Genomic DNA, 12,927 nt, shown 5'->3' on the forward strand with positions numbered 1-12,927 from the left:
GCGATGGCAACGTCGCGTCCCGAACCGAAAGAGGCCACGCCGGACGGGCGGATCGCCGACAACATCGTCTATTTCGCCCGCACCTTGCGCAAGGCCGGCATGCAGGTCGGCCCGGCCTCGGTCAAAGACGCGATCGAGGCGGTGCTGGCCGCCGGCATCGGTTCCCGCGACGATTTCTACTGGACGCTGCATGCCGTTCTGGTCTCGCGGCATGAGGATCACCCCACCTTCGACGAGACGTTCCGGCTGTTCTGGAAATCGCACGAGCTGATCGAAAAGATGCTGGCGATGTTTTCGCCGGTGGCGCCCGACATTAGAGAGAAGCAGAAGCCGCGCGCCGCGGAAAACCGCGTCAGCCAGGCGATGTTCGAGGGTCATCAGAAGAACCAGCCGGTGCAGGAAATCCCCGAGATCGAGGTCGACGCCCGCTTCACCTTTTCCGGCAACGAGGTGCTGAGGGGCAAGGATTTTGCCCAGATGAACGCCGCCGAGATGACTGACGCCAAGAAGGCGATCGCCGAGTTGCGGCTGCCCTTCGACATGGTCAGGACACGGCGCTTCAAATCCAATGCGCATGGCCGCCGCATCGATCCGCGCGCCATGATGCGCTCGGCCGCGCGCACTGGCGGCGAACTGATCCTGCCGAAATTCCGGTCACCGCGCGAGGTTCACCCGCCGCTGGTCGTGCTTGCCGATATTTCCGGTTCGATGAGCCAGTACACGCGCATCTTCCTGCATTTCCTGCATGCGCTGACCGAAAAGCGCCGGCGCGTGCACGCTTTCGTTTTCGGCACCAGGCTGACAAATCTGACGCGGCAGATGCGCCATCGCGATCCCGACGCGGCACTCGCCGATTGCTCGGCGACGGTGAAGGACTGGTCGGGCGGCACCCGCATCGGCGATACGCTGGCCGAATTCAACCGGCTGTGGTCGCGGCGTGTGCTGGGGCAGGGCGCTGTCGTTCTCCTGATCACCGATGGGCTGGAGCGCGACGACGTTGCCGGCCTGTCGGAGGAGATGGAGCGTCTGCACAAATCCTGCCGGCGGCTGATCTGGTTGAACCCGCTGCTGCGCTTTGACGGCTTCGAGGCCCGCGCCCGTGGCGTCAAGGCGATGCTGCCGCATGTCGACGAGTTCCGCTCGGTGCACAATCTCGATGCGCTCGCCGACCTCTGCGCGTCGCTGGACAAGAAGTCGGCGCGCTCCGTCGACCCACGCCGATGGATTGAGGGTGGCGCGAGAAGCGCCGCATAGCCATATGTTTTCTCCGGGAGAAACGGTGATGGAAAGCAGTATTTATCTCGACGAGGCACGCGATCCGCTGATCATCGCGGAAGGCTGGATGAAGGACGGCAAGCATGTCGCCATTGCCACTGTGGTCGAGACCTGGGGCTCGGCGCCGCGTCCGGTCGGCAGCCATCTTGTCATCGACGCGGACGGCAATTTCCACGGCTCCGTCTCTGGCGGCTGCGTCGAAGGCGCGGTGGTGACCGAGGCGGTCGACGTCATCGACAGCGGCCAGGCTAAGATGCTGGAGTTCGGCGTCGCCGACGAAACCGCTTGGCAGGTCGGCCTGTCCTGTGGTGGGCGCATCAAGGTCTATGTCGAGCGGTTGGGTTAGAAGCATGATCCCGAACCGAAGGTCCGCGTCAGCGAAAAGTGGGAACCGGTTTTCGGACAAGATCATGCTCAAACAAGAGATCTTTTGATGGATCCATTCGCCTTAAAGACGCTGAACGCCGAACGCCGCGCCCGCCGCGCGGCGATCCTGGTCACCGATCTCGGTGACGGCCGCGATCGCATCGTGCGCGAAGGCGATCAGGTTGCCGGCGAATTGGGCGCTGCAATTGCCAAGGCGTTTCGATCAGGCAATTCCGGGTCGGTCGAGGCGGAAGGACGAACCTTCTTCCTCAATGCCTATCTGCCGCAGCCGCGCCTGTTGGTGATCGGCGCCGTTCATATCAGCCAGGCACTGGCACCGATGGCCAAGATCGCCGGCTATCCCGTCGAGATCGTCGATCCGCGCACGGCCTTTGCCACAGCAGACCGCTTTCCCGATGTGGCGCTGCATGCCGAATGGCCGGAGGACATCCTGAAACGCCAGCCGCTCGACAGCTATACGGCGCTGGCCGCCGTCACCCATGATCCGAAGATCGATGACTTCGCTCTGAAGGCGGCGCTCGACGCCAACTGCTTCTATGTCGGGGCGCTCGGCAGCCGCAAGACCCATGCTAAGCGCGTCGAACGCCTGCTGGCATTGGGCGCGACCGCCGACCAGATCGCCCGCATCCACGCGCCGATCGGCTTGGACATCGGCGCCGCGAGCCCGGCCGAGATCGCGGTAGCGGTGCTGGCACAGGCGATCCACGCCTTTCGCTCGCGTGGCCTCGAAGCCAAGGATGCGGTGGCGTGAAATTCGGCCCGATCCCGATCGACACGGCCGAGGGTGCGGTGCTGGCGCATGCCACCACGGCCGGAGAACGGCGCTTCCGCAAGGCGCACAAGCTGAGCGCCGACGATGTGTCTTTGCTCAGGGCAGCAGGGATTTCGGAGGTTGTCGCGGCTGTTCTTGCTCCCGACGATTTAAGCGAGGACGCTGCCGCCGAAAAAATCGCCGAAAGCATGATCCACCGCAACATCGAGGCTAAGCCCGCCGCAACCGGCCGGGTCAACCTCCATGCTCAAGCGGCCGGCATCTTCACCGTCGATGCGGCGATGATCGACGCCATCAACGCCGTCGATCCGACCATCACCATCGCCACCTTGGCGCAGCACGCGCCGGTCGAAAAGGGCCAGATGGTCGCGACGGTGAAGATCATTCCCTTTGCCGTTGCCTCGGTCTTGGTCGATGCCGTGACAAAAATCTGCGCCGGCAGCGAGATCTTTGCCGTCAATGCCTATCAGCCGGTGCGTGTCGGCGTCATCCAGACGGTGTTGCCCGGCATCAAGCCGAGCGTGCTCGACAAAACGTTGCGTGTCACCGAAGCCCGCCTGGCGCGCTCGGGCGGCCGGCTGACGGCGGAGCGCCGCACGCCGCACGAAATTGGCCCCGTTGCGGAAGCTGCGGCCTCGCTGGCGCGCGACAACGACATGGTGGTGATCTTCGGCGCCTCGGCGATGAGCGATTTTGGCGACGTCGTCCCGGCGGCGATCGAGAGGGCCGGCGGGACCGTCATCCGCGCCGGCATGCCGGTCGATCCCGGCAATCTGCTGGTGCTCGGCACACTTGGCGGCAAGCGCATTATCGGTGCGCCTGGCTGCGCCCGCAGTCCCAAGGAGAACGGCTTCGACTGGGTTCTCGACCGGTTGATTGCCGGCATCGACGTGACGGCCAACGATATTGCCGGCATGGGTGTCGGCGGTTTGTTGATGGAGATCCCGACGCGGCCGCAGCCGCGCGAGCCGCTGCCGGCCAGGGCCGAATTGAAGGTCGATGTCGTGCTGCTGGCCGCTGGCCGCTCCAGCCGAATGGGCGGCCCGAACAAGCTGCTGGCGCTGTTCGACGGCAAGCCGCTGGTGCGCCGCACCGCCGAGCGCGCGCTCGACTCGAAAGCCTCTGATACAATCGTCGTTACCGGCCATCAGCGCGAGCGGGTGCGGACGGTATTGTCGGGCCTCGACGTGACCTTCGCCGACAATCCGGATTTCGCTGACGGCCTGTCTTCATCGCTGAAGGTCGGCATCGCGCGGGTCAGCGGCGACGCCGCCGGCGCCATGATCGTTCTCGGCGACATGCCGGGCGTTTCGTCGGCCGACCTCGACAGGCTGATCGACGCATTCCGCAAGTCCGAGGGCCGATCGGTCGTGCGCGCCTCGCATGAGGGAAAGCGCGGCAATCCGGTGCTGTTGCCGCGCTCGCTGTTTGCGGCGATCGCTCATCTCGAAGGCGATACCGGCGCACGCCATCTGGTCGAGGCCGAGGGGCTTGATGTCGTCGATGTCGAGATCGGCAAGGGGGCGTCCATCGATGTCGACACCCGCGAGGCTCTGGAAGGTGCCGGCGGCGTGCTGCAGGATTGACAAACCGAAGCCGAAAAACGCATGCCTGGGGGCATGGCTATTCGTACCGTCCTACCCCCCTCTGGCCTGCCGGCCATCTCCCCCTCAAGGGGGGAGATTGGCAGCGTCGATGCCGGCCCTCACTTTATAAGGCCGACGATTGGCGAAAGCTGGCGCGATATTCAATCTCCCCCCTTGAGGGGGAGATGGCCGGCAGGCCAGAGGGGGGCCTGCGCCCTGCTGATTTCGATGTTTTTCTTGTTTTCCTTCGCCGCTTACGCCGATGCCATCGAATTGAAGCCCTTCAAGGACGATCTGTTCGCTTATCCGGCCATCCTCTCGTCCGCAAACAACGGCGCCTATACGGTCATCGACTATCGTGAACTGCGCGATATCAACGCCCGCGACGAAATACCGGAGCGCCGCGCGCAGGCGCAGTATGTCGACACCAGTGTGCGCAAGGTGCAGCAGGATCTGCTGCTGAAGACCGACGCCGGCACTGTCCGCCACGTCGCCGTCGGCCGCACGCAAGGCGCCTCGATCATCTTGCTTTACCTGCACGGGCAGGGCGGCAGCCGCAAGCAGGGCGTCGACGACTTCACCTTCGGTGGCAATTTCAACCGCATCAAGAACCTGATGGCCGGCAATGGCGGCCTCTATCTCAGCCCGGATTTCTCCGATTTCGGCGACACGGGTGCTGCCCAAATCGCCGCGCTGATCGGCCACTATGCCGAACAGTCGCCGGCCGCGAAAATCTTCGTTGCCTGCGGCTCGATGGGCGGCACATTGTGCTGGAAGCTGGCCGCCCGCAAGGATATGGGCGGCCGCATCGACGGGTTGCTGCTGCTCGGCTCGCTGTGGGATGAAACTTTCTTCTCCAGCCCCGCCTTCAAGCGCCGCGTTCCGGTTTTCTTTGGCCAGGGCAGCAAGGACCCGGTGTTTCCAGTCGAGAAACAGGAAGCCTTCTTCCGTTCGATACTGGCCAAATCGAAAACTTATCCGGCCCGCTTTGTCCGCTTCGAGACCGGCACGCACGGCACGCCGATCCGCATGACCGACTGGCGCGGCACGCTCAACTGGATGCTGTCGAAGGCCCCTTAAGGCGCGGTGTTGTAGTCCACCACCGTCTGCGGGTTGATCTCGCCGTCATAGGAGGCGTCGACATCGTACTGCACCAGCGAGAAATTGCCGTTGCGAAACAGATAGGTCCCGGCTGACGAGGCGTCACCGACGCCGCGCCACTTGTTGAGGGACGAGATCGTCTTGGTGGCGTCGTCATATGCGGAATTGACCAGCTGGTCGTCGGTCTCGAAGCCGATGACGTTGATCGCCTCGACCTTACCCTCGCTATCGTTGTTCTCATAGTGGATATCGAGCTCCGGCGAGGCGAACTGCAACTGCCGGACACCGGATACATCATCCGCGATGTAGTAGACGGCACTCTCATTGTAGGCAGCCATCGAGCAGAAGAAGCGGAATAGCCGCGTCTCGCGTTCTGGCTCGTCGGCCTCGGCGCCGGCATCCTTGTAGCGGAGGGAGTAGGCATCCGGCTCTCCCAAAGGCTCGCCGCCAGGCATTTCCTTGTCGCATTGTTCGCCATAGGTCGCCGCAAACGCCTTCTTGGCCTGCTCCAGCGCCGCATCCTTCTTCGGCGGCGGTGGTCCGTCGCCGCAGCTTTCCGGCACCGCGTCCTCGAAATTGGCCTTCGACGGCTTCAGCGCGCCCTTGTCGATGAAGATCGGGCGAAATGGCGGCTCCTGGATCTGGGCATTGACCTGCCGCAACGTGTAGCAACCGGCAAAGATATTTTCGCTGCCGTCCTTGGCCGTCGCCCGGATGGCAACCGGAACATTGTAATAGATGCTGCCGGCCGCACCGTCGTCCGATACGGCGCCGGTTTTGACGTCGACCCTTTCGGTGCCGTCATAGCCCTTGACGAACGCGTCGAAATCCTTGGCCGGCTTGGTGTCGCCGAAATAGTCCCAGGCGCGCGCGAATTCTTGCCGGTTGATGGCACTGTAGAGCGAGCGGATGACCGCTTCGGCGTCCGACCTGTCATCGACATAGGGCGCTTCGGCGGCGAGCACTGGCTGGCCTGTCACGGCCAGGGAGAAAAAAGCGGTCGCTGCGAAAAGGGCGCTTCTCATCGGGAATCTCCACCAGATGGGAAATCCTATCATACCGATTGCGGCGACGTGGTGACGCTTGAAGAATCGGCTGCGAAGGCGCTACGTCCCGCCGTCGGCGTTCCCGCCGGATAGGAGATTCACGTGACCATATCGATGTACGAAGCGTCTGTGCCGGTGTTTTCGGCCAGGTTGAAGGCGCTATCCAACGTGCTGAGCATCGCCGAGCAGAATGCGCTCGACCGGAAGATCGATCCGCAGGTGTTTTTGACGTCGAGGCTGGCGCCGGACATGTACGCGCTGACGAGACAGGTGCAGATCGCCACCGACCACGCCAAGGGCGCTCCATCGCGGCTCGCCGGCCGCGAGGTGCCCAAATACGAGGACACCGAGGCGAGCTTTGCCGATCTCCAGGCGCGTATCACCAAGACCCTCGATCTTCTGGCGACGTTCTCCGCTGCCGAATTCGATGGCTCCGATGACAGAATGATCGAGCTGAAGCTTGGCCAGCGCGAATTCTCGATGGCCGGCATGGAGTATCTGCTGCATCTCGCCATGCCCAATTTCTATTTCCACCTGACCACCGCCTACGACATCCTGCGCCACAATGGCGTGCCGCTGAGCAAAGCGATTTTCATGGGATCGCGTTGAAGAATGGCGAGGAGATATCCCGGTCGAGCCGGGATATCGTACGATCTGGCTAGTGTGAGGACATTTCGCGGGCGACGCGCGGGAAGTCGGCTGGTTTGATGCCGATATCCGCACGGTCGGCATTGCTCATCGAATGAAGCAGCGCCAGAGCCGCGCGGTAGCGCAGACGTTCCTGCGGACGCGGACGGGCGAACATTTCAGTGAGGAAACCCATGATTCAAGCCCCTGGTTGGTCCTCCCCGAGTCGCAATATAGGCAAATCATGACAATTGTGCAGTGCAGCATTTGCATGGCAGCCATGCTGCGCAGGCTTTTTTATCACAATCGACTTGACCGGTGAAACTTCCGGCGCGGGCTAACCGTATAGCTGAACGCTGGCACAGGGCCGGTTTTTCCTCGCCATTCCTGGCGAAATTCCGGACTGCATGAGAATGCAGTCCGGCTTTTTGTTGGCTGCCGCATTTGGCTGGATTTCACGGAAAAGTCGCCGGTCGATTGGCGGTGGGCTTGGAGACAGCCCGCGCCTTCCTATATGCTGCGGCTTCCTCCCGCGCAGTCGCGCAATGCTTTCCCGACGGAGAAAAATTCCATGCACAAACGCCGCCTCGGTCGGACCGATCTTCTTGTTTCCCAGATTTGCTTGGGATCGATGACCTGGGGCCAGCAGAACACCGAAGTGAACGGCCACGCCCAGATGGATCTGGCCTTTTCGCGCGGCGTCAACTTCATCGACACTGCCGAGCTTTACCCGATCCCGCCCAAGGCGGAGACGCAAGGCTGGACCGAGAAGATCATCGGCAGCTGGATGAAAGCTCGGGGCAACCGCGATCAAGTGATTCTCGCCTCGAAAGTGGTTGGCCGCACCGCCAATGCATGGTTCCGCGGCGGGCGCCCGTCGAAGCTGGTGCGCGCCGACATTTTCGATGCCGTCGAAAAATCGCTGACCAGGCTCAACACCGACTATCTCGATCTCTATCAGATCCATTGGCCGGAACGGGACGTGCCGTGGGGTGCCAACCCGAACCGTATCGGCGCCGTGGCGCCACGGGCCGATTCCGTTGGCGCGCCGGCCGGCGAGACGCCGATCGCGGAGACGCTCGCCGTCTTCGACGAATTGGTGAAGGCAGGAAAAATCCGCCATTTCGGCCTGTCGAACGAAAGTTCCTGGGGCGTCATGCGGTTCGTCGCCGAAGCCGACAAGGGCGCCGGTCCGCGCCTGGTGTCGCTGCAGAACGCCTATAATTTCGTCAACCGCAGCTTCGAGGTGAATCTCGCCGAAGTCTGCGAGCGCGAACAGGTTTCCCTGCTCGCCTATTCGCCGCTGGGACAAGGCTACCTGACCGGCAAATACGATCATGGCGCACGGCCGCTGGGCTCGCGCTCGCAGCTTTTCAATCGCGGCCAGCGCTACGAGGCCCCGAACGCCGCGGAAGCGCAACTTGAGTACAACGAGCTGGCGCGCTCTTTCGGCATGGAGCCGGCTTTGTTTGCCAACGCCTATGTCACGAGCCGGCCTTTCGTCGCCTCGAGCATCATCGGCGCGACGACCCTTTCCCAGCTCGAAATGGCGCTGTCTTCCGCCGATGTCGTCTGGACCGAGGACATGCAGAAGGCGGTCGATGCAATCCACCAGCGTGTCGGTAACCCGTGTCCGTGAGCAGACTTCCGGCTCTGTAAAGTGTGATTACCCAATAATTACAATAGGGGGAGAAAAAAGTGAATTTTCCAATCGAGGTCGTGCGTGAGAAATTTCCGGCACTGTCGCTGACCGATAAGGGCCGTCGCCGCATCTATCTCGACAACCCTGCTGGCACGCAGGTGCCGCAAGCGGTTGCCGACGCGGTGTCGCGCTGCCTGCTGACCACCAACGCCAATCTCGGCGGCTTCTTCGAAACCACGATCGCGGCGCAACAGGTTGTCGACGACGCCCATGCGGCGATGGCCGATTTCCTGGGGGCTGCAAGCCTGCAGGAAATCATCATCGGCGCCAACATGACGACGCTGACCTATCACATGTCGCGCACGCTCGGCCGCACGATGAAACCGGGCGACGAGATCATCCTCACCCGCATGGATCACGAGGGCAACGTATCGCCGTGGCTGCAGCTGGCTGAAGACGTTGGTCTTGTCGTGCGCTGGCTGGCTTTCGACGAGCAGAGTTGGCAGATCGAGGAGGCGGCGCTTGCCGCATTGCTCACCGACAGGACGCGACTGGTCGCCTTGAATTATGCCAGCAATCTGACCGGCTCGATCAACCGGGTGAAGGCGCTGACCGGCATTGCCAAGCAGACCGGTGCGCTGGTCTATGTCGACGCCGTGCAGTTCGCGCCGCACGGCCTGATCGACGTCAGGGATCTCGGCTGCGATTTCCTGATCTGCTCGGCCTATAAATTCTTCGGCCCGCATGTGGGAATATTGTGGGGCAGGCTGGATGTCATCGATGCCCTGAAACCGTACAAATGCCGCTGTTCGTCCGACGCCCTGCCGGAACGGTTCGAACTCGGCACGCCGCAGATCGAGCTGATGGCCGGACTGACGGCCGCGGTCGATTACTTTGCAGAGCTGGGAATTGCAGCAGGCGACGGCAGTTCACGCCGCGCCAGGATCGCCAAGGCGTTCGAAGCATCAATAGCTTACGAAAACCCGTTGACTCAAAGGTTGATCGACGGGCTTTCGGCTATTTCAGGCCTGGTCGTCCACGGCATCACCGATCCGGCGCGTGTCGGAGAGCGCGTGCCGACGGTCTCTTTCACCGTCGACGGTATCGTGCCGGAAACGATCGTGCGGCAGATGAATGCGGAAAACATCTTCCTGTGGTCCGGCCACAACTATGCTTGGGAGATCGTCCACCAGCTCGGCATCCCGGCCGAGCAGGGCGTCGTGCGCATCGGCATCGCTCACTACAATACGGCGGCCGAGATCGAAGAGACGCTGGAGAGCGTGCACCGTGTCATCGCCATGCTGCGACAGGAGCGATGCTGACGCGACATTCGGCTGATATCACCGCTTCCTGCCGCCACCGAAGCCGGTGAGGAACGCAGTAAGGTTGTCGCCGAGTTCGTCGCAGAGATAGCCGCCTTCCTGCACGATGACCGTCGGCAGGCCGAGCCCGGCGATGGCCTCGCCGATGCGCGAGAAGCCCGGTGTCGTCACCGATAGCCCGCCGAACGGATCGCCCTCGAAGGCGTCGAGGCCGAGCGCCACCACAAGTGCTTCGGGCGCAAAGGCGCGAATGCGCTGGCGTGGTGCTTCTGTTCTTCGGCATAGAAGGCTTTCATCTTGGCTCCTCATCCTCGGGCGTATCGGCGAAGGCGTAGAACGCGTCGCCGACGATCTTCTGCACCTGCTCGTAGCTCGACCAGGCAATGCCTAGCCTTTCGTAGAAGGCCTTGGCGGTTTCATTGTCGGTGTCGACGGACAGTCTGAGGTAGGCGCCGCCGTCCTTCCGGCATTGCGCCGCGGCACGCCGCAGAAGACGTTCACCGATCTTGCGGCCGCGAAACCGGTCTTCGACATAGAGGTCCTGCACATAGACGCCGGGCCGCCCCATCCAGGTCGAGAAGATCGGGAAATGCAGGCACAGGCCGGCGAACTCGCCGCCGACCTCCGCAATCAGCGTCGAGAAGGCAGGTTTTTCGCCAAACCCATAGGTGCGGAGGTCTTCGGCCGTAGAAGTGATTTCCTCGGGCGCGCCGATATGGGCGCCAAGCCGCAGGATCGCGGCATGGATGGTTTCAACGTCCTCGACGGTGCCGGGCCGGATGATGATGTTTTTGGAGGCTGGATTGGCAATTGTCACGACAAGCGAGGCGGCAAGAGGGGAGTGAAAGCAACCATCTCAGAACGCTACCCTATCGCCACCCTTGAGCGCCAGCATCTCGCGCGCCTCAGTGGGCGTGGCGACGTCCAGCGACAGCCCGTCGAGCACGCTGCGGATACGCCGCACCTGGTCGGCATTGGATTTTGCCAGCTGGCGGCCGTCGTAGAGGCTGTCCTCCAGCCCGACGCGAACATTGCCGCCCATCGCCGCCGCAATCGAGATCATCGGCATCTGGTGGCGTCCGGCAGCCAGCACCGAAAACTGGTAGCTGTCGCCGAACAGTTTGTCGGCGATGCGCTTCATATGCACCAGATTGTCGGGGTCGGCGCCGATGCCGCCCAGTATGCCGAACACGAACTGGATGAACATGGGTCCCGACACCAGCCCCCGGTCGCGAAAATGCGCCAGCGAATAGAGATGGCCGACATCGTAGCATTCGAATTCGAAACGTGTGCCGCAGCCCTTTCCAAGTCTTTCGAGCACGGTCTCCATGTCGGCAAAGGTGTTCTTGAAGATCGTGTCGCGGGTTGCCTCCAGCAGCTTGGGCTCCCACTCGTGCTGCCACTCTCTTGGCCGGTCGAGCATCGGGAACAGCGCGAAATTCATCGAGCCCATGTTGAGCGAGCACATTTCGGGCTCTGCCCTGAGCGGTGCGGCCAGACGCTGGTCGAGCGTCATCAGCGAGGAGCCGCCGGTGGTGATGTTGATCACCGCATCGGTCGCCTGCTTGATACGCGGCAGGAACTGCATGAACACATCGGGATCGGCCGTTGGCCGCCCGTCCTTCGGGTCGCGGGCGTGAAGATGCAGGATCGAGGCACCGGCTTCGGCGGCTGCGATTGCGTCTGCGGCGATCTGGTCCGGCGTCACCGGCAGATGCGGCGACATTGACGGCGTGTGCACCGACCCGGTGATGGCGCAGGTGATGATGACTTTTCGCGGCGCCATTTTTCAGCCTTCGACCGGCAGGTCGAGCTCGCCGGCCAGCACCTGCAGGGAGTCGCCAATGATGGCGATGATCTCGCCGATCTGTTCCCTGGTGACGATCATCGGCGGCGCCACCATGAAATTGTCGCCGTCGACGCCGCCCTTGACCTTTCGGCCATAGATGATCAGGCCGCGCTCATAGGCGAGATCGAGCAGGCGCTGGGTGGCCTTCTTCGCCGGCGCGATCGGCCTCAGCGTATCGGGGTCGGCGACCATCTCGGCACCTAGGAGCAGGCCCTTGCCACGCACATCGGCGATGAACGGAAAGCGCTTGGCCAACCCCTTCAACTCGCCCATCAAAAGGTCGCCCATGTCAGCCGCATTGGCGATCAGGCCGAGACGATCCATCTCGCCAAGCACAGCGAGCCCGGCGGCGCAGGCGAGCGGATTGCCGGCATAGGTATGGCCATGCTGGAAGCCGCCTGATGCGAGCACCGGCTGCACCAGCCGCATCGGTGCCGCCAGCGCGCCGAGCGGCGCGTAGCCAGAGCCCAGCCCCTTCGACAGCGCGACAATGTCGGGCTTGCAATTCCAGTGGTCACCGCCGAGGAATTTTCCAGTGCGGCCCGCACCGCTCATCACTTCGTCATGGATGAGCAGGATGCCGTAGCGGTCGCAGATTTCGCGGATGCGCGGATAATAGCTGTCCGGCGCCACCAGCGCCGCGGTGGCAGCGCCGCCGACCGGCTCCATGATGAAGGCGAGGACGCTTTCCGGTCCCTCGGCCAGGATTTTCTCCTCCAGCATGTCTGCGTAGCGGATGCCGCGCTGTTCCAGCGAGAGATTGTCACGATCGCGCCATGCGGCCGGTGCCGGCACGGTTGGCATGACCTGCATCATCGGGGCGAAAGTTTCGGCCAGCGCATCGTCGCCGGTGACGGACAGCGAACCAAGCGTGCCGCCATGATAGGAGGGAAAGCGCGTGATCACTTTCCAGCGCTTGGGCTGGCCGGTGGCGACAGCCCATTGCCGGGCAAGCTTGATACAAGATTCCGTCGCTTCCGAGCCGCCCGAGACGAAAAAGATGCGGTCCATCCCTTCGGGGAGTTTGGTCGCCAATAGCCGCGCGAACTCCTCGGCCGGCTCGTTTTCGAAATGCAGCCGGTAGGCGAAGGTGGCGCGGTCCATCTGCCGCTTCATCGCGTCGAGCACGTTGCGGTTGGAATGACCGATATTGGCGACCATCGGTCCGCTCGATCCGTCGATGAAACGGCGGCCGTCCTGCGTCCAGATGTAAATGCCTTCGGCGCGATCAACCAGCGGCCGGCGCAGGTTGGACAAATAGAACAGATACGACGGCGGGCGCGTTTCGGTGCCCGGGGCAGGGCTCTGGGATTTCAGCAT

13 protein-coding genes and 1 pseudogene are annotated in these 12,927 nt (G+C 62.8%); 8 read left to right on the forward strand and 6 right to left on the reverse strand.

The window, feature by feature from the left end; genetic code table 11:
- Window positions 1-3 precede the first annotated feature (3 nt).
- The 5 genes from RPG13_RS18925 (at window position 4) to RPG13_RS18945 (ending at window position 5,100) form a co-directional block, all read left to right on the forward strand.
- Window positions 4-1,254 (forward strand): vWA domain-containing protein, encoded by a 1,251-nt coding sequence (locus tag RPG13_RS18925; RefSeq protein WP_337125735.1) that lies wholly within the window; start codon window positions 4-6, stop codon window positions 1,252-1,254.
- Window positions 1,255-1,282: 28 nt separating this feature from the next.
- On the forward strand, window positions 1,283-1,621 hold the full coding sequence (locus RPG13_RS18930) for an XdhC family protein (protein WP_095489553.1): 339 nt from the start codon (window positions 1,283-1,285) through the stop codon (window positions 1,619-1,621).
- Between the two features lie 87 nt (window positions 1,622-1,708).
- Window positions 1,709-2,413, forward strand: a complete 705-nt coding sequence (locus RPG13_RS18935) for an XdhC family protein (RefSeq protein ID WP_127205228.1) — start codon at window positions 1,709-1,711, stop codon at window positions 2,411-2,413.
- Window positions 2,410-4,020, forward strand: a complete 1,611-nt coding sequence (locus RPG13_RS18940) for a molybdopterin-binding/glycosyltransferase family 2 protein (protein WP_337125736.1) — start codon at window positions 2,410-2,412, stop codon at window positions 4,018-4,020. The genes RPG13_RS18935 and RPG13_RS18940 overlap by 4 nt, the downstream gene beginning before the upstream one ends.
- A gap of 228 nt (window positions 4,021-4,248) precedes the next feature.
- A complete protein-coding gene (locus RPG13_RS18945) occupies window positions 4,249-5,100 on the forward strand; it encodes an alpha/beta hydrolase (protein ID WP_337125737.1) in 852 nt (283 codons plus the stop codon).
- Here the strand turns inward: RPG13_RS18945 and RPG13_RS18950 are convergent.
- Complete coding sequence (locus tag RPG13_RS18950; protein ID WP_128242065.1) at window positions 5,097-6,146, reverse strand: DUF1176 domain-containing protein; 1,050 nt, start codon at window positions 6,144-6,146, stop codon at window positions 5,097-5,099. The two genes, RPG13_RS18945 and RPG13_RS18950, sit on opposite strands and share 4 nt — an antisense overlap.
- 123 nt (window positions 6,147-6,269) lie before the next feature.
- Between RPG13_RS18950 and RPG13_RS18955 the strand changes: the two genes are divergently transcribed.
- Window positions 6,270-6,776: a DUF1993 domain-containing protein gene (locus tag RPG13_RS18955; protein ID WP_128242064.1), complete on the forward strand. Its 507-nt coding sequence runs from the start codon at window positions 6,270-6,272 to the stop codon at window positions 6,774-6,776.
- A gap of 49 nt (window positions 6,777-6,825) precedes the next feature.
- On the opposite strand, the gene RPG13_RS18960 is transcribed toward RPG13_RS18955, so the two are convergent.
- Window positions 6,826-6,990: a hypothetical protein gene (locus RPG13_RS18960; RefSeq protein WP_337125738.1), complete on the reverse strand. Its 165-nt coding sequence runs from the start codon at window positions 6,988-6,990 to the stop codon at window positions 6,826-6,828.
- Window positions 6,991-7,365: 375 nt separating this feature from the next.
- On the opposite strand from RPG13_RS18960, the gene RPG13_RS18965 reads away from it, so the two are divergent.
- Together RPG13_RS18965 and RPG13_RS18970 are read left to right on the forward strand one after the other, a co-directional pair.
- On the forward strand, window positions 7,366-8,433 hold the full coding sequence (locus RPG13_RS18965) for an aldo/keto reductase (protein ID WP_337125739.1): 1,068 nt from the start codon (window positions 7,366-7,368) through the stop codon (window positions 8,431-8,433).
- Window positions 8,434-8,492: 59 nt separating this feature from the next.
- Window positions 8,493-9,758: a cysteine desulfurase-like protein gene (locus RPG13_RS18970; RefSeq protein WP_337125740.1), complete on the forward strand. Its 1,266-nt coding sequence runs from the start codon at window positions 8,493-8,495 to the stop codon at window positions 9,756-9,758.
- A gap of 18 nt (window positions 9,759-9,776) precedes the next feature.
- On the opposite strand, the pseudogene RPG13_RS18975 reads toward RPG13_RS18970, so the two are convergent.
- The 4 genes and pseudogenes from RPG13_RS18975 to RPG13_RS18990 all read right to left on the reverse strand — a co-directional run.
- A pseudogene (locus RPG13_RS18975) lies at window positions 9,777-10,016 on the reverse strand (histone deacetylase family protein); the annotation flags it as partial.
- A 34-nt stretch (window positions 10,017-10,050) separates the two neighbouring features.
- Window positions 10,051-10,569, reverse strand: coding sequence for a GNAT family N-acetyltransferase (locus tag RPG13_RS18980; protein ID WP_164759176.1), 519 nt, complete (start codon window positions 10,567-10,569; stop codon window positions 10,051-10,053).
- 45 nt (window positions 10,570-10,614) lie between these two features.
- Window positions 10,615-11,544 (reverse strand): 3-keto-5-aminohexanoate cleavage protein, encoded by a 930-nt coding sequence (locus tag RPG13_RS18985; protein WP_128242060.1) that lies wholly within the window; start codon window positions 11,542-11,544, stop codon window positions 10,615-10,617.
- Between the two features lie 3 nt (window positions 11,545-11,547).
- Entirely contained in the window at window positions 11,548-12,927 is a 1,380-nt protein-coding gene (locus RPG13_RS18990; RefSeq protein ID WP_128242059.1) for an aminotransferase family protein, read from the reverse strand.

The sequence above is a fragment of the Mesorhizobium sp. ISC15 genome (assembly GCF_037162615.1).
Classification (GTDB): Bacteria; Pseudomonadota; Alphaproteobacteria; order Rhizobiales; family Rhizobiaceae; genus Mesorhizobium; species Mesorhizobium mediterraneum.

Bases quoted from the DNA above. Each gene is read 5' to 3' on its own strand.
- RPG13_RS18925 (WP_337125735.1), top strand. From the start codon at position 4: ATGGCAACGTCGCGTCCCGAACCGAAAGAGGCCACGCCGGACGGGCGG.
- RPG13_RS18930 (WP_095489553.1), top strand. From the start codon at position 1,283: ATGGAAAGCAGTATTTATCTCGACGAGGCACGCGATCCGCTGATCATC.
- RPG13_RS18935 (WP_127205228.1), top strand. From the start codon at position 1,709: ATGGATCCATTCGCCTTAAAGACGCTGAACGCCGAACGCCGCGCCCGC.
- RPG13_RS18945 (WP_337125737.1), top strand. From the start codon at position 4,249: ATGTTTTTCTTGTTTTCCTTCGCCGCTTACGCCGATGCCATCGAATTG.
- RPG13_RS18950 (WP_128242065.1), bottom strand. From the start codon at position 6,146: ATGAGAAGCGCCCTTTTCGCAGCGACCGCTTTTTTCTCCCTGGCCGTG.
- RPG13_RS18960 (WP_337125738.1), bottom strand. From the start codon at position 6,990: ATGGGTTTCCTCACTGAAATGTTCGCCCGTCCGCGTCCGCAGGAACGT.
- RPG13_RS18965 (WP_337125739.1), top strand. From the start codon at position 7,366: ATGCACAAACGCCGCCTCGGTCGGACCGATCTTCTTGTTTCCCAGATT.
- RPG13_RS18985 (WP_128242060.1), bottom strand. From the start codon at position 11,544: ATGGCGCCGCGAAAAGTCATCATCACCTGCGCCATCACCGGGTCGGTG.
- RPG13_RS18990 (WP_128242059.1), bottom strand. From the start codon at position 12,927: ATGCTGAAATCCCAGAGCCCTGCCCCGGGCACCGAAACGCGCCCGCCG.